Source organism: Leifsonia stereocauli, from assembly GCF_038432415.1.
GTDB lineage: Bacteria > Actinomycetota > Actinomycetes > Actinomycetales > Microbacteriaceae > Orlajensenia > Orlajensenia stereocauli.
The window spans coordinates 1204611-1227088 of the sequence record NZ_JBCAUN010000001.1; the positions used below are offsets into that span (position 1 = coordinate 1204611).

The following is a 22478-nucleotide window of genomic DNA, read 5'->3' on the forward strand; positions in this document are numbered from 1 at the left end:
AGGTCACGATGTCGTCGGCGAGCTCGGTGAGCGAGCCCGTCGAGGTGTCGAAGGTCGCTGCGGCCAGATCCTCGTAGATCGGGCGACGCTCCTCGAGGATGCGCTCCCACGCGATGATGCCCTCGTCGGCGACGAGGGGACGCTTTCCGCCCTGGATGCGCTTGGCCACGGCTGCGCTCGTCACAGTGAGCAGCACCACCGTCGCACCGCGCAGGTCGTCCTGCGTCTGCGGATCGAGCACGGCTCCCCCGCCGAGCGAGACCACGGCGTGCTCCGCAAGGGACTCAGCCACGGCCTGTCGCTCGAGCTCCCGGAACCGCTGCTCGCCATCGCGCTCGAAGATGTCGCTGATGGCACCGTGGCCGGCGACCACGACGCTGTCGGTGTCGATGAACGGAACCCCGATGGCAGCGGCCACCTTGCGGCCGATCCGCGACTTGCCGGAACCCATCGGTCCGATGAAGACGACGGGCAGTCGGGATTCGAGCGTCATCGCCGCGAGGTCGTGAGGTTCGCCGGCATCGAAGCGAGGTACGACTCGAGGTTGCGCCTGGTCTCGGGCAGCGAGTCGCCGCCGAACTTCTCCAGCACCGAGTTCGCCAGCACGAGCGCGACCATGGCTTCGGCGACGACGCCGGCGGCGGGAACTGCACACACGTCCGAGCGCTGGTGGTGTGCCGCAGCAGCCTCGCCCGACGCCACGTCGACCGTGCGCAGGGCGTGCGGCACGGTCGCGATCGGCTTCATGCCTGCGCGCACGCGCAGCACAGTGCCCGTGGACATGCCGCCCTCGGTGCCGCCGGCCTTGTCGCTCTCGCGTTCGATGGCGCCGTCGCTCATGACGAGCTCGTCGTGGGCCTCTGAGCCGCGGCGGGTCGTGGTGAGGAATCCGTCGCCGACCTCGACGCCCTTGATGGCCTGGATCCCCATGAGGGCGGCGGCGAGCTGCGAGTCGAGACGGCGGTCCCAGTGCACGTAGGAGCCGAGACCCGGCGGAACCCCGTAGGCGAGCACCTCGACCACGCCGCCGAGGGTGTCGCCGTCCTTGTGGGCGGCATCCACCTCGGCGACCATGAGGGCACTGGTGGCGGCGTCGAAGCAGCGCAGTGGGTCGGCATCGAGGGCGTCGACGTCGTCCGGATGCGGCAACGCCGAGTCCTCGGGAACGCGGACAGGACCGATGGCGATGGTGTGGGCGACGAGGGTGATGCCGAGCTCGGCGAGGAAGGACCGGGCGACGGCTCCCAGCGCCACGCGGGCGGCGGTCTCGCGTGCGCTCGCACGCTCGAGCACGGGCCGGGCCTCGTCGAAACCGTACTTCTGCATGCCCACGAGGTCGGCGTGACCTGGACGCGGACGGGTGAGCGGAGCTCCGCGACCGCGCCCGAGGGAAGCAGCGTCGATCGGCTCGGGGCTCATGACCTCGGACCACTTCGGCCACTCGGTATTGCCGATGCGGAGCGCGATCGGGCTGCCGAGCGAGAGACCGTGACGGACGCCGCCCGAGATGGTGAGCTCGTCCTGCTCGAACTTCATGCGTGCGCCGCGACCGTAGCCGAGCTTGCGGCGCGCGAGATCGGCGCGCACGGTGTCGAGAGAGACGGGCACGCCGGCGGGAAGACCCTCGAGCATGGCGATGAGTTCGGGGCCGTGAGACTCACCCGCAGTCAACCAACGAAGCATGGAACCATCTTTCCACAGGGCGACTCGGCGCCCGACCGTGTGACGCCGCGCCCGAGACGGGAGGTCAGGAGATCGCGGTCCGCATGGCGGCGAGCACCGCGGCCTCGTCCGGAAGCGGGATGAGTGGGTCGCCTGACACGAAGATGCGCACTTGCACGAGCGCCTGGTGCAGCAGCATCCCGGTCCCGGAGGCGACCCGTCCGCCGCGCTTCAGCCAGCTCATCGCCAGCGCGCTCGGCCACGGGTCGTATGCCACGTCGAACAGCAGGGCGTCGCGCTGCAGGTCCAGCGGAATCCCGGCCTCCAGGACGGTCCCTCCGGGCAGCGTCGAGATGACGAGCTCACCGGCGACGCCGTCGAGCTCGTCGAAGGTGCTCACGGCGTGCGTGAGACCGAGCGATGCGCTGAGTCCGTCGAGCTCGTGGCCGCGTACGGGATTGCGCGCGGCGAGGTGGACATGTTCGGCGCCGAGGTCGGCTGCGGCCACGATGGCCGATGACGCGGTGGCTCCGGCGCCGAGGATGACGACGTGCCGCGCCGAGTGCACGCCGGCCTCGGTGATCGCGGCGACCAGGCCTGCGACATCGGTGTTGTAACCGGTGCTGCGGCCATCGGCGGAGAACACCAGCGTGTTGACGGCGCCGGTCTGCTCGGCGATCATGTCGAGCTCGTCGGCACGGCTCAGCGCCCTGGCCTTCAACGGCATGGTGAGCGAGAGCCCGCGCCACGCGCCGGCCGAGCCGTCGAGGAGGGCATCGAGGCCGTCGGCGTCGACCTCGTGGCGTTCGTAGCTCCAGTCCAGGCCGAGGGCGGCGTAGGCCGCCGCGTGCAGCGCCGGGGACTTCGAGTGGGCGATGGGCGAACCGAGGACGGCGAGTCGGTCACCCACGGGCACCGCCGCGTCAGCCACCGTACTCCGGGTGCTCGTCCATCCACGCCAGCCACTTGGCGACGGCGGCGTCGTGCTCATCCGCCGTCTCCGAGAAGATGGTCTCCCCGGTGTCGAGGTTCCAGGTCACGAAGAACATCCACGGTCCGTCGGCCGGATGAAGCGCCGCATCGATCGCGAGATCGCCGGGGTTCGAGATCGGGCCGATGGGCAGGCCGTCGTACACGTAGGTGTTGTAGAGATTGCCCTCGTCGGCGCGCTCGGCATCCGTCGTCGTCACCACGTGCGTGTTGCCGGTGCCGTAGGCGACCGTCGCATCCGACTGCAGCTTCCAGCCCTGCTCGAGCCTGTTGAGGAAGACCCTGGAGACCTTGTAGTAGTCATCACGCAGGCCGGCCTCCTTCTGCACCAACGAGGCGAGGCGGATGGTGTCCCAGCGCTTGTCTGCGGCCACGCCTGCCTCGTCGAGCGCCTGGAAGGAGCGGTCGACCATGGTCGTCAGCACCTCGGGCGCCGTCACCCCCGGATCGAAGGTGTACGTGGCCGGGAACAGGAAGCCCTCGAGGGTCTTCGCCTCGGCCGGCAGGCCGAACGATGCGACGTCCTTCGCGGCGGCCTCGACATCCTCGAGCGGGAGTTTCGTGCCCTCGCTGATCAGCGAGTAGACGTCGACGGCCGCTGTGCCCTCGGGGATCACGACGGTGTTCTCGAGTCTGTTCGCAGGGTCCTCCAGCGCCGTGAGGGCGGATGCGGCGCTCATCTTCTCGTGCATTGCATAGGCACCGGGCTGGAAGACAGGCGCAGGAGTCTGCTTCAGCAGGAGATCGTAGAACGCCCCGAACGACGCCGTGATTCCATCGGAGTGCAGGTTCTGCGCGATGTCGGCCCCGATGTCGCCGTCCTTGATGACGAAGTTCACGTCGCCGGTTCCGTCGCCCTCGTAGTCGGCGGGAGGCTGGGTCGACGCGATGAAGTCCTGGATGGGGCCCTGCAGGGCGAACCAGCCGCCGACGGCAGCTCCGACCAGCACCAGCACGATCACGAGGCAGCCGATGGCAGCGCCGCGACCGCGGCCTCTCTTCTCCCGCTCGGGGTAGAACTCGGTGCGCTGCGACCGGCGCTGCGACCGCGAGGTCCCGGCCGGCTGCAGGGCGACAGGTCCTGTGGCCTGCACGGGCGTGGTCGGCGGGATCGCCGGCGCCGCGGCGACAGCGGCGGCCTCCCTGGCCTCGCGACGTGACTGCGGCTGCACAGGGGGAACCTGTACGGCGGGGTCGTGCAGTTCGGGATCGGGCGAGACGGGAATCCCGGCCGCCGGGGTGCGTCCGGCGAGGAGGTCGTTCCAGTTCAGGCCGCCGTCACTGGGGGCCGCTGGCTCCTGCGCGTCATCGCGCGGGCCACGATCTCCGTCCGAGGGGACGGGAGTGTCATTCGACAAGTCTTCAGGATCCTTCGACGGAGGAGACGACGGTGCCGGGAGGCTGACCGGTGCCGCGCTCGCTGTCGAGCGCATGTTGCACAATGATAACGGCGGCGACCTGGTCGATCACGGGACGCTGCGTCCGCGAGCCGCGACCAGACGATCGCAGGGCCGACTGCGCCGACACCGTGCTGAGCCTCTCGTCGACCATGCGGACGGGCACGTCGACGGCGGCCTGCAGCGCTCGGGCGAAGCCGAGGGCATCGGCCGTCGAGGCCGTGTGACCGCCCGACATCGCCAGCGGCAGCCCCACGATCACCTCGAAGGCCTCGAGTTCATCACGGAGCGCCACCAGGCGGGCGATGTCCGCTCCCCCGCCGGCCACGTCGCGCTGGACGGTCTCGACGGGGGTCGCGAGCATGCCGTGCAGGTCGGAGCGGGCGACGCCGATGCGCACCTTCCCCACATCGACTCCGAGCCGCACTCCTGTCCGCACGGGGACTACCGGATGGCCCGAACGGCGTCGCGAGCGGCGTCGAGAGCAGCCGGAACGGCCGAGGCGTCGGTTCCACCGCCCTGGGCGAGGTCGTCCTTGCCGCCACCGCGTCCGCCGAGCGCACCGGCCATGGCGCGCACGATGGCGCCGGCACCGAGGCCGGCGTCGCGGGCTGCCGGGTTGGTCGCCACGATCACGGCGGGCTTCTCGTTCACCACGGCCGTCAGGGCGACGACGGATGCCGCACTGCCGAGGCGCTCGCGCGCCGCAGTCACCAGTGCGCGCAGGTCGTCGCTCGATGCGAGGTTCCCGACGTGCTCGGCGACGACGGTGACGTCGCCGACCGTCGTCGCGTTCTGCACCAGGGCGGGAACCCGGTCGCTGAGAGCGCGTGCCTCGAAGGCCGCGATCTTCTTCTCGGCAGCCTTGAGGTTCGCCATCAGCTCTGCGATGCGCTCGGGGATCTTCTCGCGCGGCGTCTTCAGGTTGGTGGTGAGCTCGGACACGATCGCGCGTTCGGCCGCGAGGTCCTTGAAGGCCTCGAGGCCCACGAGTGACTCGACCCTCCGGTTCGTCGAGCCGACGCTCGACTCGCTGACCAGGTTGATCATGCCGATCTCGGAGCTCGTCGAGACGTGAGTGCCGGCGCAGAGCTCGCGCGACCACGGTCCGCCGATGTCGACCATCCGCACTGTGTCGCCGTACTTCTCGCCGAAGAGGGCCATAGCGCCGAGCGACTTGGCCTCGTCGACGCTCATCTCGCGAGTCGTCACCTCGAGGTTGTCGCGGATGGCGTTGTTCGAGATCTCCTCGATCTCGCTGCGGGTCTCGGCGGAGAGCGCCTTGTTCCACCCGAAGTCCAGGCGGAGGTAGCCGGCCTTGTTGAACGATCCCGACTGGTGCGCTGTCGGGCCGAGCACCTGGCGCAGCGCCGCGTGGATGATGTGCGTTCCGGAGTGCGCCTGACGGGCACCGCGGCGGTTGTCCTCGTCGACGACGCTGGTGGCGACGGCGTCGACCCCCACCTCGCCGACGCTGACCCGCACCGTGTGGCTGATGAGACCCTTGACGGGCTTCTGCACGTCGAGAACCTCGAGCTCGAAGCCGGCGCCGACGATGAGGCCGACATCCGCCGCCTGACCGCCGGACTCGGCGTAGAGCGACGTCTCGGCGAGGATGACCTCGGCGGTCTGACCCTCGGTCGCCTTCGCCACGGACTCGCCGTCCACGATGATGCCGAGCACGCGGGACTGCGTCTGCAACTCGGTGTAGCCGGTGAACACGGTCTCGCCCAGGGCGCGGAACGGGCTGTAGACGGTGAGGTCGGCCAGCACTGACTTCTTCGAACGCGCGTCGGCCTTGGCGCGGGTGCGCTGCGCGAGCATGAGCTCGTCGAATGCCGTGCGGTCGACGGTGAGGCCGGCTTCGTCCGCCATCTCGAGGGTGAGCTCGATGGGGAAGCCATAGGTGTCGTGCAGGAGGAAGGCGGTGTCGCCGGGCAGCGCTGCAGCCTTCTCGGTCTTCGTCTTGGCCACGGCCAGGTCGAGGATGCTGGTGCCGGCCGTCAGCGTGCGGAGGAAGGTCTCCTCCTCGGCGTTCGCGAGCTGGGCGATCCGCGAGAAGTCGGTCGCGACCTCGGGGTAAGCCGCCTTCATCGCATCGCGCGACGCCGGGAACAGCTCGCCGAAGGTGGCTGTGTCGACGCCGAGCAGGCGCATCGCCCGCACCGTGCGGCGCATGAGACGGCGCAGGATGTAGCCGCGGCCCTCGTTCGACGGTGCGACGCCGTCGCTCATGAGCATGAGGGACGAGCGCACGTGGTCTGCGATCACGCGCATGCGCACGTCGTCCTCGTGGTCGGCCCCGTAGCGGCGGCCGGAGAGCTCGGCTGCACGATCGAGGACAGGCCGCACCTGGTCGATCTCGTACATGTTGTCGACGCCCTGCTTGATGAACGCGACGCGCTCCAGGCCCATGCCGGTGTCGATGTTCTTCTTCGGCAGCTCGCCGACGATGCGGAAGTCGTACTTCGAGCGCACATCGTCGATGAGGTACTGCATGAAGACGAGGTTCCAGATCTCGACGTACCTGTCGTCATCCGTCGCGGGTCCACCGTCGATGCCGTAGGCAGGACCCCGGTCGAAGAAGATCTCGGAGCAGGGGCCCGCCGGTCCGGGAACGCCGGTCGACCAGTAGTTGGTGTCCTTGTCGAGACGCTGGATGCGCTCGTCGGGCAGGCCCGCGACGCGCTTCCAGATCGAGATTGCCTCGTCGTCGTCCTTGTAGACGGTGACCCACAGGTCCTTCGGGTCGAAGCCGTAGCCGCCATCGGCCTCCGAGGAGGTCAGCAGCTCCCACGCGTACGTGATGGCGCCTTCCTTGAAGTAGTCGCCGAAGGAGAAGTTGCCGTTCATCTGGAAGAAGGTGCCGTGCCGCGGCGTGCGGCCGACCTCCTCGATGTCGCTGGTGCGGATGCACTTCTGCACGCTCGTGGCGCGCGGGTACGGAGCCGGGACCACTCCGGTGAGGTACGGCACGAACGGCACCATGCCCGCGACGGTGAACATGAGGGTGGGGTCGTCGCTGACGAGCGACGCTGATGGCACGACGGTGTGGCCGCGCTCAGCGAAGAACTCGAGCCAGCGCCGGCGGATGTCTGCAGTCTGCATGGGTTCCGTACTCGGTGGGGAGCGCCCGTGGGCGCGTTCAGATGGACAGTGGTCGGAGGCGACCGGATGCTGCTCGCGAACTCAGTCGGCGTCGATGGCGTCGCGCAGCTCGGCCTCACGACGGCGGTAGCCCTCGCTCACGGCCTCGCCGAACTCACGGGCCCTGGCGTCGATGGTCGAGAAGAACTGCTTCCCCTCCTGGGTCTTGTTGACCTGGTGGGCGACGGCGAATCCGGCCGCGATGCCAATGATCAGCCACAAAACGTTCTTCATATTCGAACCGCTCCTCGTGCTCTCGTGGTGCTTGTCAACAGTACTTCGTCAGCGCTTCGCCGGGGAGCGCTCTGCCCCGCGGGCGAAGCCGAAGGCGGCCACGACGGCCGCCGAGAATCCGGCGAGCTTGATCAGGGGTCCGCCGACGGTCGCGGCGAACAGCGCGATCAGCGCCGAGACGTTGCCCGTGACATCGGCCACGTCCTTGGTGATGGTGTCGACCCTGGCCAGTTGCGTGTTCGTCGAGCGCACAGTCTCGGTGACCTCGCCGACGAGCGGCGTGAGGCTGGAGTTGGCATCGACGATGGAATCGCGGATGGCGTCGAGCACTCCGCCGAACTTGAACAGCAGGATGCCGATGAGCACGACCAGCACGGCGAACAGGGCCGTCGCCACCAGACCGACGATGTCTCCAGCTGACACGATGCTCTCCATTCCCGAACCGGCATGCTTCCCGACGTCGAGCTATATGACGAAGGGCGGACCATCCGAAGATGATCCGCCCTCCAGCGTACTGATGATCAGCGAGCTGCGTAGTACTCCACGACGAGCTGCACTTCACAGGTCACGGGGACCTCGGCGCGCTTCGGGCGGCGGACCAGCGTGGCCTGCAGCTTGTCGAGCTCGACCTCGAGGTACGCGGGCACCTTCGGGAGCACGTCGACGTGACCGCCGGCTGCTGCGACCTGGAAGGGCTCGGTGCCCTCGGAGCGGGCCTTGACGTGGATGAGCTGACCCGGCTTCACGCGGAAGGAGGGGCGGTCCACGATCTTGCCGTCGACGAGGATGTGACGGTGCACGACCATCTGACGGGCCTGCGCGCTGGTGCGGGCGAAGCCGGCACGGAGCACGAGGGCGTCGAGACGCATCTCGAGGAGCTCGACCAGGTTCTCACCGGTCAGGCCCTGGGCCTTGCGAGCCTCCTGGAAGGCGATCTTGAGCTGAGCCTCACGGATGTTGTACTGGGCGCGAAGACGCTGCTTCTCGCGCAGACGAACCGCGTAGTCCGAGTCGGCCTTGCGCTTGGTGCGGCCGTGCTCGCCCGGAGCGTAGGGACGCTTCTCGAGGTACTTGGCAGCCTTGGGGGTGAGTGCGATTCCGAGCGCACGCGACAAGCGCGTCTTGCTACGGGTACGTGACTTGGTAGACACGGTTTCCTTTCGATGAAGAAGATCTCAAACAGTCGTTACCGGCGCACAGGAGTGCCCGGTGAAGTCAGAGGGATCGGCTGCGGGAGAAGACCGGCTACAGGTCGTGTTCCCTCGGGCTCCGGGTTCCTCGCAGCCGCGCTTGGAATTCCGGGCCTTTGGCCTCCGAAAGCTTAGCACAACGACCGCCTGCTGCCTGAGCGTCGAATGGACGTCGCGGAGGACCTACTTGCCGCGGATGATCCGCAGCAGCTTGGTCAGTCTCGCGCCGACCTCCCGCTCGTTCCCGTGCTCCGTCGGCACGTAGTAGCGCGTGCCCTTCAGCTCATTCGGCAGGTACTGCTGCTCGACGACGCCGATGGCGTCGTCGTGGGGGTACTTGTAGCCCTTGCCGTGCCCCAGACGCTTGGCGCCGGCGTAGTGCGCGTCGCGGAGGGGCTTCGGCACCCGGCCGATCTTCCCGGCCTTGACGTCGGCTATCGCGGCGTTGATGCCGTTGTAGGCTGCGTTGGACTTCGGCGCGGTCGCCAGGTGCACGACGGCCTGCGCCAGCGGGATGCGTCCCTCGGGCATGCCGATGTACTGCACGGCGTCAGCAGCGGCGATCGCCACCACCAGGGCCTGCGGATCGGCCATGCCGATGTCCTCGGATGCCGACACGATGATGCGTCGCGCGATGAACCGTGGATCCTCCCCGGCCTCGATCATGCGGGCGAGATAGTGCAGGGCCGCATCGACGTCGGAGCCGCGCACGGACTTGATGAACGCGCTGATCACGTCGTAGTGCTCGTCGCCGTTGCGGTCGTAGCGCAGCAGCGCGCGGTCGACGGCCAGCGCCACCAGCTCGGCCGTGATCACGGGCTTCTTCGCCGTCTTCTTGGCGGCTCCGGATGCCGCCGGACCTGCCGGGGTCGATCCGGCCGAGACCGACGCCGCCTCGAGCGCCGTCAGCGCGCGTCTGGCGTCTCCGGACGCCAGCCTGATGATGGAGGATCGCGCCTCGTCGTCGAGGGTGAACTTCCCGTCGAGCCCGCGCGGATCGGACACGGCGCGGTCGACGAGGATGCCCAGGTCGTCGTCGCTCAGGGTCTCGAGGGTGAGCAGGAGCGAGCGGGACAACAGCGGCGAGATGACGGAGAACGACGGGTTCTCCGTCGTGGCGGCCACGAGGATGACCCAGCCGTTCTCGACGCCCGGGAGCAGTGCGTCCTGCTGGGCCTTGGTGAATCGGTGGATCTCATCGAGGAAGAGCACTGTGGCGATGCCGTAGAGGTCGCGTGTAGACATCGCCTCGTCCATGACCTGGCGCACGTCGCGCACGCCGGCGGAGACCGCCGAGAGCTCGACGAAGCGCCGGCCGGAGCTGTGCGCGATCGCCTGGGCCAGCGTCGTCTTGCCCGTGCCGGGCGGACCCCAGAGGATGATCGAGACGCTGCCGCGCTCCCCCGTCTTGTCGCTCGCGAGGGCGACGAGCGGGGAACCCGGCGTGAGCAGGTGGCGCTGTCCAGCCACCTCCTCGATGCTGCGGGGTCGCATGCGCACGGCGAGCGGCGTCGCGCCGCCGCGCAACCCGAGGCCGGCATCCGTCATCCCCTCAGCGTAATCGGCCCGGATGACACTGCTCGGCACGTCGGTTTTTCCACTGATGGGCGGCTCCCGTAGAGTTCAGCGGAGTTCGCCTATCTCGAGGAGCACCGTGGCATCGAACAACCGTCCGGACCGTGAGACCCGCGAGGCCCGTCAGCGGCTTCGCGCCTACCAGGCCCGGCAGAAGGTTCACCAGCACAGGGTGACCCGGCGCCGTCGCGACAACATCATCGCGAGCATCGTCGTCGTGGCCGTCGCCGTCATCGCCGTCGGTGCTCAGCTCGCCTACTTCAACGGCGGCCCGGGCACCCCAGTGGCCGAGCCCTCCGCCAGCGCCACCCCGACACCGACGCCCACAGCGGCTGCCGGCGAGAACTCCGGCGACGTGCCGCCGGTCTCCGTCGCCGAGGACCGGAGCTGGACCGGCTCGATGAAGCTCAACGACGTGACCCTCGGCTTCACCCTCGACGGCGCAGCGGCACCGCAGGGCGTCGCGTCGACGGTCAGCCTGATCGAGAGCGGCTTCTACGAGGGCGTCACCTGCCACCGCCTCACCACGGGAGAGGGCTTCGAGGTGCTGCAGTGCGGCGACCCCGAAGGCACCGGAGCCGGTGGCCCAGGCTACAGCTACGGCCCGATCGAGAACGCACCGGCCGACGGCGTCTACCCGGCCGGCACCATCGCCATGGCCCGCCAGGGTGGCAATGCCTACAGCATGGGCAGCCAGTTCTTCATCGTCTACGGCGACACCACCATCCCGGCGGATGCCGCGGGCGGCTACACGGTCATCGGCACCGTCACAGGCGGGCTCGACGAGCTGAAGTCGCAGATCACCTCGAAGGGCGTTGAAGGCGGCGCCAGCGACGGCAAGCCGGCCGTTCCCGTGACGATGTCCGACCTGACGGTCAAGTAGGCGCTCCACGGGCGGCGAACCCGCCGCTTCCGATACCCGCGCCCCGAGGCGTGGAATAGGCTTATGCCGCTGTGGCCGTCGTCGGCGGCCGATCGAACGTGCGGCATCCGCGGGGCGAACCCGTGTTGCGCATCACAAACAAGGTGGAACTCGTGGTAACTGAGAAAGAGCACCCCTGGGGTCGCGTCGACGAGACGGGCACGGTCTTCGTGCGCGAAGCTGACGGCGAACGGGAAGTGGGTCAGTTCCCCGACGGCACACCGGAAGAGGCCCTCGGCTACTTCGAGCGCAAGTACACCGACCTGGCCGGTCAGGTCACCCTGCTCGAGCAGCGCGCCAAGCGCGGCGGCCCCGCCGTCGACATCTCGAAGGCCGTGTCGACGCTGAGCTCGACCATCTCGACGGCGAACGCCGTCGGCGACCTGGCCTCGCTCACTCGCCGTCTCGACGCCCTCGGAGGCACCGTCTCCGAGCTGACCGAAGCGCAGAGCGCCGAGGAGAAGGCGGCGTCCGAAGCGGCCGTCGTCGAGCGCACGGCCATCGTCGAGGCCGCCGAGGCCCTCGCTGCAGCCGACCCGGCGAAGACGCAGTGGAAGCAGGCCACGGCCGAGCTCGACGCCCTCTTCGCCCGGTGGCAGACCCATCAGCAGGAGGGTCCGCGCATCCCGAAGGCGGCCGCCAACGAGCTCTGGAAGCGATTCCGTGCGGCTCGCACGACCATCGAGCAGCACCGCAAGGCGTTCTTCGCCGATCTCGACTCCGCCCACCGCGACGTGCGCACCCGCAAGCAGTCGCTCATCGAGCAGGCCGAGGCGCTCGCACCGAAGGGTGCTGACGGCATCCCCACCTACCGCAACCTCCTCGAGGACTGGAAGACGGCGGGTCGGGCGGGCAAGAAGCAGGACGACGCCCTGTGGGCCCGCTTCAAGGCGGCCGGTGACGTGCTGTACGGAGCCAAGGCCGAGGTCGACGCGCAGGAGAACGAGGAGTACTCGGGCAACCTGACGCTGAAGCTGGCCCTGCTCGACGAGGCCGAGCCGATCCTCGCCGAGACCGACCGCACGAAGGCGCGCACGGCCCTCACCTCCATCCAGCGCCGCTGGGACGAGATCGGCAAGGTCCCCCGCGACCAGGTGAAGGTCGTCGAGGAGCGCCTGCGCAAGATCGAGGCTGCCGTGCGCAAGCTCGACGATGACCACTGGAAGCGCAACAACCCCGAGACGAAGGCCCGCACCGAGGGCCTCGCCGGACAGCTGAACGACGCCATCGCCAAGCTCGAGGCCGACCTCGAGAAGGCCACGGCCTCGAAGGACGCTAAGGCGATCGCCGACGCCACCGAGGCGCTGGAGACCCGCAAGGCCTGGCTGAAGGCCATCGGCCAGTAGTCCACAGCCCGAACGACCGCCGGCCCCGACGCACAGAATCGCGTCGGGGCCGTCGGCGTTCCGGGCGGGCGACCATGCTGGACGGATGCCGCGACTCCCCGACGTCCTCTCCCCAGCCGACCTGCCCCTCGCCGAGCTCCACGCCGCCAGGCTCACCGGTGAGGTCTATGCGATCGGCGGATGCTTCGCCCCGGTCGACCTCCCCGAACTGCGCGCCGTCCGAGCCGAGGTCATCTCCCGGCAGGCTCCGGCCCGCTTCGTCGCCGACAGGCTGACGGCCGCCTGGGTATGGGGTGCCGTGGCCGCTCCCCCGGTGCGGCTGCAGTTCTGCATCGACATCCGCTCCAGGCATCGGCAGACGACGACGCGGTTCGACCTCCGAGAGGTCGTGATCGACGGCAGTGAGATCGCCGTCGTGGAAGCGGCTCTCGTCACGTCGCCGGCACGCACGATGCTCGACCTGGCCCGTGACGGAGCCGTCGACGACGAGGCTGCCGTCGGCCATCTCCTGGCACTGGCGGAGTGCACGGACACCACGCTCGATGCCGTGCTTGCCAGAGTCATCGGCGCGGGCGCCCGGTCGCACATGCGACGAGCCCGCTCACGCCTGGAACGCGCTGTGTCAGCCGTCGCTGACGCGGTAGACGTCGTAGACGCCCTCGATGCGCCGCACGGCGTTCAGCACGCGGTCGAGGTGGGTCGTATCCCCCATCTCGAAGACGAAGCGGCTGAGCGCCAGTCTGTCGCGTGAGGTCGAGACGTTCGCCGAGAGGATGTTCACGTGGTGCTCCGAGAGCACCCTGGTGACGTCGGAGAGCAGGCCGGCGCGGTCGAGCGCCTCGATCTGGATCTGCACGAGGAACAGGCTCTTCGAGGTCGGAGCCCACTCCACCTCGATCATCCGCTCAGGTTCCTTCATGAGACCGGCGACGTTGTGGCAGTCGGCCTGGTGCACTGACACGCCCTGGCCGCGCGTGATGAAGCCGACGATGGGGTCTCCGGGCACAGGGGTGCAGCAGCGAGCGAGCTTGACGAGGATGTCGGGCGCACCCCGCACGAGCACGCCGGAGTCGCTGTCCCGCAGCATCTGCGTGCGCCCCTTGGCCGGCAGCGCGAAGTCGTTTGTCTCGACCTCGGTGTCGGCCTGCACACTCGCGACGACCTTCTCGAGCACAGACTGCGTCGAGACGTGGCCCTCGCCGACCGCGGCGTAGAGAGCCGATACGTCGACGTACTTGAGCTGGGCGGCCACCTCGGCGAACGAGTCCTGGCTCATCAGCTTCTGCAGGGGAAGGTTCTGCTTGCGCATGGCCCTGGCGATGGCATCCCGGCCCTGCTCGATGGCCTCGTCGCGGCGCTCCTTGGTGAACCACTGGCGGATCTTGTTGCGCGCTCGCGGGCTCTTGACGAAGTTCAGCCAGTCCTGGCTGGGGCCGGAGTCGGGGTTCTTCGAGGTGAAGACCTCGACGACATCGCCGCTCGAGAGTGTGGACTCGAGGGGAACGAGTCGGCCGTTGACCTTCGCCCCCATGGTGCGGTGGCCCACCTCGGTGTGCACGGCGTATGCGAAGTCGACAGGGGTCGCATCCGATGGCAGGCCGATGACCCTGCCCTTCGGAGTGAAGACGTAGACCTCTTTCGCGCCGATCTCGTAGCGCAGTGAATCGAGGAACTCGCCCGGGTCGTCGGTCTCGGCCTGCCAGTCCGAGATGTGCGCGAGCCACGCCATGTCGTTCTCGCTCTGCGGGCCGGGTCCGTTCGATTTCCCGTTGACCTGTTCCTTGTACTTCCAGTGCGCCGCGACACCGAACTCGGCGCGTTGGTGCATCTCGTGGGTCCGGATCTGGATCTCGACAGGGCGACCGGCCGGACCGAGGACCGTCGTGTGCAGCGACTGGTACAGGTTGAACTTCGGGGTGGCGATGTAGTCCTTGAAGCGACCGGGCAGCGGAGTCCAGCGGGCGTGGATGGAACCGAGGACCGCGTAGCAGTCGCGCACGGAGTTCACCAGGACCCTGATGCCCACGAGGTCGTAGATCTCGTCGAACTCGCGACCGCGAACCACCATCTTCTGGTAGATCGAGTAGTACTGCTTGGGCCGACCGACCACGTTGCCGCGGATCTTGCCCGCCTTGAGGTCGCCGTTGACCGCGTCGATGACGTTCTGCACGAACTGCTCGCGCTCGGGGGTGCGCTGGCGCACGAGGGACTCGATCTCGGCATAGATCTTCGGGTAGAGCACCGCGAACGACAGGTCCTCGAGCTCCCACTTGATTGCCTGGATGCCGAGCCTGTGCGCGAGGGGCGCGTAGATCTCGAGCGTCTCGGTGGCCTTCCGGGTGGCCGACTCGGCGGGCACGAAGCCCCAGGTGCGGGCGTTGTGCAGGCGATCCGCGAGCTTGATGATGAGCACGCGGATGTCCTTGGACATCGCGACGATCATCTTGCGGACGGTCTCGGCCTGCGTCGAGTCGCCGTACTTGACCTTGTCGAGCTTGGTGACGCCGTCGACGAGCATCGCGATCTCGTCGCCGAAGTCCGCCCGCACCTGGTCGAGGGTGTACTCGGTGTCCTCGACGGTGTCGTGCAGCAGCGCGGCAGCCACGGTCTTGGCGCCGATGCCGAGGTCGGCGAGGATCTGCGCGACGGCGACGGGATGCGTGATGTACGGCTCGCCGCTGCGGCGCTTCTGGCCGGTGTGGGCCTTCTCGGCGACTGTGTACGCGCGCTCGATGATCGAGAGATCGGCCTTCGGATGATGCATCCGGACCGTGCGGATCAGGGTGTCGACGGCGCCGACGGGCTGCGCCTTCGAGAAGATGCGCGGCACCAGACGGCGCAGCGACGCCGTGGATGACGTGTTCATGTCCGTCATGGCATCGCCTCCCGTCCGATGTTCAATTATCCCGCTACCGGGACCCTGAATTGACCAGGGTCCCGGTGTTCGCGGGCAGCGTCAAACCGTGAGCTCCTCGGCGGGGGCGGCATCCGTCGCTGCCCGCTCGCGGATGGAGCGCACCTTGGCGTCGTGCTTCTTCACGTTCTTCTCGCCCTCGCGCAGCAGCGAGTACAGCGGGGCGGCGAGGAAGACCGTCGACCATGTTCCGACCAGGATGCCGATCAGCAGCGCGAGCGAGATGTCGCGCAGCGTGTCAGCACCGAGGGCGAAGGCGCCGATGAACAGAATCGACGCGACCGGGAGGGCCGCGATGACGCTGGTGTTGATGGAGCGCACCAGGGTCTGGTTCACCGCGAGGTTCACGGACTCGGCGAAGGTGCGTTTGGTCTCGACCGCGTCCTCCTGCGTGTTCTCGCGGATCTTGTCGAAGACCACGACGGTGTCGTAGAGCGAGTACGCGAGGATCGTGAGCAGGCCGATGATCGCCGCGGGCGTCACCTCGAAGCCGGAGGCCGCATAGACCCCCGACGTGACCACGAGGTCGACGAGCAGGGCGACGATGGCGGCGAGGGACATCTTCCAGGTGCGGAAGTAGAGCGCCATGCCCACAGCGGCCAGCAGCAGGAACACGAGCAGGCCCTGGATGGTCTGCCGTGTGATGTCGGCTCCCCACACGGGTCCGATGAAGGACGACGAGACGTCGGCTTCCGTGACGTCGTAGGCGTCCTCGAGCGCCGTCGCGACGTCCTTCGTCTCGGCCGTCGTGAGCTGGTCGGTCTGCACGCGCACGCCGCTGCCGCCGCCCACGATGGTGACGTGGGCCACGGCATCGGGAACCACGGATGCCACGGCATCCGTCGCCGGCTGGGTCTCGGCGTCGCTGACGCCGGTGATCTGGAACTGCGAACCGCCGCGGAACTCGATGCCGAGGTTGAACCCTCCGCGCACCACCGGGATGAGGATCGAGATCAGCACCAGGGCGCCGACGATGATGAACCAGAGCTTGCGCTTCGCGACGAAGTCGAAGGAGCGCTTGCCCGTGTAGAGGTCGTTACCGAACGTTGTCAGACGGCTGGCCATCAGGACTCCTTCCCGTTCTTCGAGATATCGCCGGTGGTCGACGGTGCTGATGCTGCGGACTTGGCGGGCTTGGACCCGCCCGAGGCGTCGAGCGCTGCCGCCTCGGCGGCCTTGCGCTCGGCGATGGTCTGGCGCTTGGCGGCCTCACGCGAGCTGCTGGCGGCCTTGGCCGCCGTCAGCTGTGCGGAGGTGCGGAACTCCGCGCGGCCGCGGTAGACGGCGCCGAGGGCCGACGGGTCCAGGCCAGAGAGCGGGTGGCCACTCGAGAAGAACCGGGTCTGCGCGAGCAGCTGCAGCATCGGATGCGTGAACAGCACCACGATGATGACGTCGATGACGGTGGTGATACCAAGCGTCACGGCGAAGCCCTTGACGCTGCCGACGGCGATCACGAACAGCACGATCGCCGCGAGCAGGTTGGTCGCCTTGGATGCGTACACGGTGCGCAGCGCCCGCTTCCAACCCGCCTCGACGGCGGAGCCGAGCACCCGACCGTCACGCAGCTCGTCGCGCACGCGCTCGAAGTAGACGATGAAGGAGTCCGCCGTGAAACCGATGGCCACGATGATGCCGGCGATGCCGGCGAGCGACAGGCGGTAGCCCTGGTACCACGACAGGATGCAGAGCGTGAGGTAGGTGATGACTCCGGCCACGATCAGCGACACGATCGTGACGGTGCCGAGCAGGCGGTACTGGAACAGCGAGTAGCCGAACACCAGCAGGAGGCCGATGAGACCGGCGATGAGGCCGCTCAGCAGCTGGGAGGAGCCGAGGGTCGCGGTGATGGTCTCGGAGGATTGCACGGTGAAGCTGATCGGCAGCGCACCGAACTTCAGCTGGTCGGCGAGGGCCTTCGACGACTCCTGGTCGAAGCTGCCCGAGATGGAGGGCTTTCCGTCGGTGATGACGCCGTTCATGGTCGGTGCCGAGAGCACCTGGCCGTCGATGACGAAGGCGAACTGGTTGAGCGGCGGCGTGGCGGTCAGGCCGTAGAGGCGCTGGCTGACCTCGCCGAAGTCCTTGGTGCCCTGATCGTTGAAGGTGAGGTTGACGACCCAGCGACCGGTGGATGCACCCTGCTGGTTCGTCTCCTGACCGTTGGTGGCGTCCTTGATGTCGGCGCCGTCGACCTCGACCGGGCCGAGGAGGTACTTGACCGTCCCCGTCGTGTCGCAGGTGACGAGGGGAACGTCGGCGGGTGCCGCGTTCGTCGTGGCCGCCTCATCGGACGAGCAGGTGAACGCGTCGTACTCCGCCTGCAGCGCGGGGGTGATCCAGTTGGTGTCCGAGCCGTTGGTCGGGCTCACCGTCGGCGTGGCCCTCAGCGACTCTGTCGGTGACGGCGTGGGAGACGCGCTGGCGTCACCGCCGACCGAGGAGTCCGACGGTGCGCCGGCGAGCAGCACCGGACGCAGCTCGAGCTTGGCCGACGACTGGATGCGGTTCTTCGTCTCCTCGTCGAGCTGGCCGGGGATGGCGACGACGATGTTGCTGCCACCCTGGGTGCTGATCTCGGCCTCGCTGACGCCGGAGGCGTCGACGCGCTGGCGGATGATCGACACAGCCTGAGTGAGCTGCTCATCGGTGACCGTCTGCCCCGTCTCGAGCTTGGGCGCGAGGATGATCTGCGTTCCGCCCTCGAGGTCGAGCGCGAGCTTGGGGGTCCAGGCCCCTCCGCCCCACAGCACGGCCGCGGTGTTGATCGCGACGAGGGCGATGACGATCGCTCCGAGCCACGAGAGGGAACGCCACGCCTTCTTGACGGGTGTCGACTTTGCCACCGAGGGAACTCAGCTTTCTACGCGCGCACTCGCGCCGCCGTCGGCGCGAGTGCGAAGGGGAGGGAGGGTGTCAGTCGTTCGACTTCTTGGGGTCTTGCCCGTCGACGTCGATGTCTCCGACGACCGTGTTGTCGGTGTTGGCGGACTCGTCGATGCGCTCACCGAACTCGGGCTCGGTGGAGAGCTCGTCATGCGGGGCGTCGACGGCGGTCGACTCGGCGCCGACGGCCGGCGTGACGACACGGGCGACGGTCTGGCGGTGAACGGTCAGGACCGTGCCCGGGGTGGTCTCGAGGAGCACCTCGTTCTCCTCTTCATCGATGGAGAGAATGGTGCCGAAGACGCCGAAGTTGGTCATGACCTTGGCGCCGGGGACGATCGTGGACTGCAGGTTGGCCTGATCCTTCGAGCGCTTGCGGCTGTTGCGGAACATGAAGAAGATGAGCAGCGCCAGGACGGCGAGCATGATGAGTGTGATGGGATCCAACGGGGAAAGCCTTCCGGAATGGGCCCCTCAACCACGCCCGTCTGGCGCGGGATACAACGTGGGCCAAGAGGAATTATAGGTCATCGAGTGTGACGCCGACTCCCGGCTGCCTGAGGCCGAAGTGTCGCCATCCCTCCGGGGTCGCCATGCGGCCCCGGGGAGTGCGGGTGATGAGCCCGATGCGCACCAGGAACGGCTCGACGACGGCCTCGATGGTCTCGGCCTCCTCGCCGACCGAGACGGCGAGCGTGTTGAGACCGACGGGTCCTCCGCCGAAGCGCTCGAGCATCGTCGTCATGACCTGCCGGTCGAGGCGGTCGAGGCCGAGCGAGTCGACCTCGTAGAGATCGAGAGCCGCGCGCACCGATGCGACATCGGCTCGCGCCATCTCGGAGCCGTCTGTGGGCCGGCCGTGCACGAGCGTGTAGTCGCGCACGCGGCGGAGCAGGCGGTTCGCGATGCGCGGCGTGCCCCGGCATCGGCCGGCGATCTCGGCGATGGCGTCACGGTCGATGCGCAGGTCGAGCAGCCTGGCGGCGCGCTCCAGCACCTGCTCGAGCTCGGAGTCGGCGTAGAACTCGAGGTGGGCCGTGAAACCGAAGCGGTCGCGCAGGGGGTTGGGCAGCAGCCCCGAGCGTGTGGTGGCACCCACGAGCGTGAACGGCGCGAGATCGAGGGGAACGGATGTCGCTCCTGCACCCTTGCCCACCATGATGTCGATGCGGAAGTCCTCCATGGCGAGGTAGAGCATCTCCTCGGCCGAGCGTGCCATGCGATGGATCTCGTCGATGAACAGCACCTCGCCCGGAACGAGCGAGCTCAGCACCGCGGCCAGGTCGCCGGCGTGCTGGATGGCCGGCCCACTCGACATGCGCAGCGGGCGTCCGGCCTCGTGGGCCACGATCATGGCGAGGGTGGTCTTGCCGAGGCCGGGAGGGCCCGCGAGCAGGATGTGGTCGGGAGTGCGCTGCTGCATGGTCGCCGCCGTGAGGAGCAGCTGCAGCTGGCCGCGCACCTTGGTCTGTCCGACGAACTCGCCGAGCGACCGCGGACGCAGGGCGCCCTCGAAGGCGAGCTCGGACTCGCTTTCCAGTTCGGGGTTGGTGAGATCGAGATCCGTCATGATCGGCTCCCGCTCTGGGTGGCCGGGCCGAGGCGCGACAGGGCCTGGCGGAGCGCGACGGGAACCGTGATGCCGGGCGTCTCGCCGATGATCTCCTCGACGGCCGTGGCTGCGACGCGCTCCGACCAGCCGAGGCCGACGAGGGCGGCGACCACGCTCTCACCCGTGCTCGACACGGGAACGGATGCCGGAGCCGGAGCGGCCCCCGGCGCGACGAGCAGCTTGCCGGTGAGCGAGAGCACGATGAGCTTCGCGGTCTTGGGGCCGATTCCGCTGACCTTGCGGAAGGCCGCGTCGTCCTCGGTGGCCACCGCGCGGGCGATCTGGTCGGGTGAGAGCGCGGCGAGCACGCCCAGCGCCGACTTCGGGCCGACGCCCGTCACGCCCATGAGCACCTCGAAGACGCTGAGCTCCTCCCCCGTCGGGAATCCGAACAGGGTGAGCGAGTCCTCGCGCACGACGAGAGTGGTGAGCAGACGTGCCTCGTCTCCGATGCGCACGGCCAGGGCGGCGACGGGAGTGGTCAGAACCGAGAAGCCGACTCCCCCGACCTCGAGGACGACCGTGCCACCGAGTGCCGAGAGGACTGTGCCGCGAAGGGAGGAGATCACCGACTCAGCCTACGGGCGCCCGCCGACGCGGAGGCGCTGCGCTCCGCGGCGCGCCACGCCTCCTGCGCCGGGGTGAGCGCGCCGCCGCCTGCCGGCGCCCTTGGCGTTCCGGAGCGCCAGGCGTGGCAGAGCGCCAACGCCAGGGCGTCAGCGGCATCCGCCGGCTTCGGAACGGCGTCGAGACCGAGGATGCGGGCGACCATGGCTCCCACCTGCGCCTTGTCGGCGCGGCCGTATCCCGTGATGGCCGCCTTCACCTCACTCGGCGTGTGCAGCGACACCGGCAGCGCGCGCTTGGCCGCGAGGTACATGGCGACGCCGGAGATCTGGGCCGTGCCCATGATCGTCGAGACGTCGCTGCGGGCGAAGACCCGCTCCAGCGCGACCGTCTGCGGTCGGTGCTCATCGAGGATCGCCTCGAGCCCGGCCGCGACATGGGCGAGCCGCTGCTCGATGGGCAGGTCCGGCGACGAGCGGATGACCACCACGTCGACGAGCTTCGCCGTGCGGTCCGGCGCCACGTCGATGACGCCGACACCGCACCGGGTCAAGCCGGGGTCGACGCCGAGCACCCGCACGGCGGGCTACTCGTCTGCTTCGAGTTCGGCCTGCGCCTCGGCGCTCAGGTCGAGGTTCGTGTAGATGTTCTGTACGTCGTCCGAGTCCTCGAGGGCGTCGATGAGGCGGAACACCTTGCGAGCGGTGTCTGCGTCGACCTCGATCTTGAGGCTCGGCACGAAGGCGACGTCGGCGGAGTCGTAGTCGATCCCGGCATCCTGCAGGGCCGTGCGCACGGCGACCATCTGCGACGGGTCGGTGAGGATCTCGAAGGTCTCGCCCTCATCCGTCACCTCTTCCGCACCCGCCTCGAGCACGGCCATCAGCACGTCGTCCTCGGTGAGGCCGTCGGCGTGGGCCACGACGATGAGGCCCTTGCGGTGGAAGTTGTAGGCCACGCTGCCCGGGTCGCCCATGGTGCCGCCGTTACGGCTGACGGCGGTGCGCACGTCGGCTGCGGCGCGGTTCTTGTTGTCCGTGAGGCACTCGATGAGCATCGCGACGCCGTTCGGGGCGTAGCCCTCGTACATGATCGTCGTGTAGTCGACGGCCTCGCCGGTGAGGCCGGCACCGCGCTTGACCGCGCGGTTGATGTTGTCGATCGGGACCGACGTCTTCTTCGCCTTCTGGATGGCGTCGACGAGCGTGGGGTTGCCCGCCAGATCGGCACCGCCCATCTTGGCGGCGACCTCGATGTTCTTGATCAACTTGGCGAACGACTTGGCGCGACGCGAGTCGATGATCGCCTTCTTGTGCTTGGTCGTTGCCCACTTGGAATGCCCTGACATGCCTTCGATTCTACCCAACACGAACGCTCACGGCGCTCAGGCGCGAGGCGAGGACTCACCTCCGGCCCGTCATGGCCGCGGTGGCTCGGGAGGCGGGGCCCGGCATCGGCTCAGGCGAGCAGCTTGCGGAGCGTGCGCAGGTTGCGGTTCGTCGTCGTCGAGCGGTACTTCACCTTGCCTGCGATCTTCGAGAACGCGCTGTCGACTCCGACGTCGCGGCGATTGTGCCAGTAGATGACGTGCGTCCCCGGGGCGATCACGTCGTCGGCGGGGTCGAGGTCGGCGCCGAGGCTGCCCAGTTCGGCGAGCACGGCGTCATCGGAGCCGAACAGCACGTACGGGTGCCAGCCGTCGCGCTCGGCGTCGAACGGGAAGGCCTCGACGACGGCCTCCAGGTCGGCGAGGCTCACCAGCACGATCCAGGCGTCGTAGCCGAAGCGCTCCCCCAGCGCCTTCTCGATCGTCGCCTTCAGCGTTGCGGCGTCAGTGGCGGCGGCATCCGTCGTGTCGGCATCGAATCGCACGTTGCCACTAGCGAGCACCGTCTTCACCTCGCTGAAGCCGAGGGTGCGGAACAGCTCGGCCAGATCGACCGAGAGGATCTTCACCCCGTTGACGTTGATGCCGCGCAGCAGCGCGACGTATCTCTTCGCAGCCATGGGCTCATCATGCCCCACAGGACCGACGC

General features: G+C 68.5%; 20 protein-coding genes and 1 pseudogene. 2 read left to right on the forward strand and 19 right to left on the reverse strand.

The genetic code is table 11. The annotated features are described in order from the left end of the window. Positions 1-7 precede the first annotated feature (7 nt). The 10 genes and pseudogenes from AADV74_RS05860 to AADV74_RS05905 form a co-directional block, all read right to left on the reverse strand. Positions 8-493, reverse strand: a pseudogene (locus tag AADV74_RS05860) (shikimate kinase); the annotation flags it as partial. Further along, on the reverse strand, positions 490-1683 hold the full coding sequence (aroC, locus tag AADV74_RS05865; protein ID WP_342112544.1) for a chorismate synthase: 1194 nt from the start codon (positions 1681-1683) through the stop codon (positions 490-492). The pseudogene AADV74_RS05860 and the gene aroC, both read right to left, overlap by 4 nt. Positions 1684-1747: 64 nt before the next feature. Beyond that, on the reverse strand, positions 1748-2572 hold the full coding sequence (locus tag AADV74_RS05870) for a shikimate dehydrogenase (RefSeq protein ID WP_342112545.1): 825 nt from the start codon (positions 2570-2572) through the stop codon (positions 1748-1750). A 13-nt stretch (positions 2573-2585) separates the two neighbouring features. After that, positions 2586-4010 carry an endolytic transglycosylase MltG gene (gene mltG, locus AADV74_RS05875; protein WP_342112546.1) on the reverse strand — a complete coding sequence of 475 codons (1425 nt, stop codon included), beginning with the start codon at positions 4008-4010 and terminating at the stop codon, positions 2586-2588. Between the two features lie 4 nt (positions 4011-4014). Continuing rightward, complete coding sequence (ruvX, locus tag AADV74_RS05880) at positions 4015-4488, reverse strand: Holliday junction resolvase RuvX (RefSeq protein ID WP_342112547.1); 474 nt, start codon at positions 4486-4488, stop codon at positions 4015-4017. A 5-nt stretch (positions 4489-4493) separates the two neighbouring features. Continuing rightward, entirely contained in the window at positions 4494-7157 is a 2664-nt protein-coding gene (gene alaS, locus AADV74_RS05885; RefSeq protein ID WP_342112548.1) for an alanine--tRNA ligase, read from the reverse strand. Positions 7158-7238: 81 nt separating this feature from the next. Further along, positions 7239-7430 (reverse strand): hypothetical protein, encoded by a 192-nt coding sequence (locus AADV74_RS05890; protein ID WP_342112549.1) that lies wholly within the window; start codon positions 7428-7430, stop codon positions 7239-7241. 48 nt (positions 7431-7478) lie between these two features. After that, entirely contained in the window at positions 7479-7853 is a 375-nt protein-coding gene (locus AADV74_RS05895) for a DUF948 domain-containing protein (RefSeq protein WP_342112550.1), read from the reverse strand. Positions 7854-7951: 98 nt separating this feature from the next. Next, positions 7952-8581 (reverse strand): 30S ribosomal protein S4, encoded by a 630-nt coding sequence (gene rpsD / locus AADV74_RS05900; protein WP_055818161.1) that lies wholly within the window; start codon positions 8579-8581, stop codon positions 7952-7954. Between the two features lie 222 nt (positions 8582-8803). Beyond that, positions 8804-10168 (reverse strand): replication-associated recombination protein A, encoded by a 1365-nt coding sequence (locus AADV74_RS05905; RefSeq protein WP_342112551.1) that lies wholly within the window; start codon positions 10166-10168, stop codon positions 8804-8806. Between the two features lie 106 nt (positions 10169-10274). Here AADV74_RS05905 and AADV74_RS05910 point away from each other — a divergent pair, with 106 nt between their 5' ends. After that, on the forward strand, positions 10275-11078 hold the full coding sequence (locus AADV74_RS05910; protein WP_342112552.1) for a peptidylprolyl isomerase: 804 nt from the start codon (positions 10275-10277) through the stop codon (positions 11076-11078). Positions 11079-11230: 152 nt separating this feature from the next. Continuing rightward, positions 11231-12463: a DUF349 domain-containing protein gene (locus AADV74_RS05915; RefSeq protein ID WP_342112553.1), complete on the forward strand. Its 1233-nt coding sequence runs from the start codon at positions 11231-11233 to the stop codon at positions 12461-12463. Between the two features lie 622 nt (positions 12464-13085). On the opposite strand, the gene AADV74_RS05920 is transcribed toward AADV74_RS05915, so the two are convergent. The 9 genes from AADV74_RS05920 to AADV74_RS05960 form a co-directional block, all read right to left on the reverse strand. Then, positions 13086-15338 (reverse strand): RelA/SpoT family protein, encoded by a 2253-nt coding sequence (locus AADV74_RS05920; RefSeq protein ID WP_056163364.1) that lies wholly within the window; start codon positions 15336-15338, stop codon positions 13086-13088. Between the two features lie 81 nt (positions 15339-15419). Then, positions 15420-16442, reverse strand: coding sequence for a protein translocase subunit SecF (secF, locus tag AADV74_RS05925; protein WP_342112554.1), 1023 nt, complete (start codon positions 16440-16442; stop codon positions 15420-15422). Continuing rightward, positions 16442-18223 (reverse strand): protein translocase subunit SecD, encoded by a 1782-nt coding sequence (secD, locus tag AADV74_RS05930; RefSeq protein WP_342112555.1) that lies wholly within the window; start codon positions 18221-18223, stop codon positions 16442-16444. Before secD ends, secF begins: the two co-directional genes overlap by 1 nt. Positions 18224-18293: 70 nt before the next feature. Continuing rightward, positions 18294-18710 (reverse strand): preprotein translocase subunit YajC, encoded by a 417-nt coding sequence (gene yajC / locus AADV74_RS05935; protein ID WP_342112556.1) that lies wholly within the window; start codon positions 18708-18710, stop codon positions 18294-18296. A 73-nt stretch (positions 18711-18783) separates the two neighbouring features. Continuing rightward, on the reverse strand, positions 18784-19833 hold the full coding sequence (ruvB, locus tag AADV74_RS05940) for a Holliday junction branch migration DNA helicase RuvB (protein ID WP_342112557.1): 1050 nt from the start codon (positions 19831-19833) through the stop codon (positions 18784-18786). Then, complete coding sequence (gene ruvA, locus AADV74_RS05945; protein WP_342112558.1) at positions 19830-20444, reverse strand: Holliday junction branch migration protein RuvA; 615 nt, start codon at positions 20442-20444, stop codon at positions 19830-19832. Before ruvA ends, ruvB begins: the two co-directional genes overlap by 4 nt. Next, positions 20441-21022: a crossover junction endodeoxyribonuclease RuvC gene (gene ruvC, locus AADV74_RS05950; protein WP_342112559.1), complete on the reverse strand. Its 582-nt coding sequence runs from the start codon at positions 21020-21022 to the stop codon at positions 20441-20443. The genes ruvA and ruvC overlap by 4 nt, the downstream gene beginning before the upstream one ends. Positions 21023-21028: 6 nt before the next feature. Beyond that, a complete protein-coding gene (locus tag AADV74_RS05955) occupies positions 21029-21790 on the reverse strand; it encodes a YebC/PmpR family DNA-binding transcriptional regulator (protein ID WP_342112560.1) in 762 nt (253 codons plus the stop codon). Between the two features lie 110 nt (positions 21791-21900). Beyond that, positions 21901-22449, reverse strand: a complete 549-nt coding sequence (locus tag AADV74_RS05960) for a DUF1697 domain-containing protein (protein ID WP_342112561.1) — start codon at positions 22447-22449, stop codon at positions 21901-21903. Positions 22450-22478 lie beyond the last annotated feature (29 nt).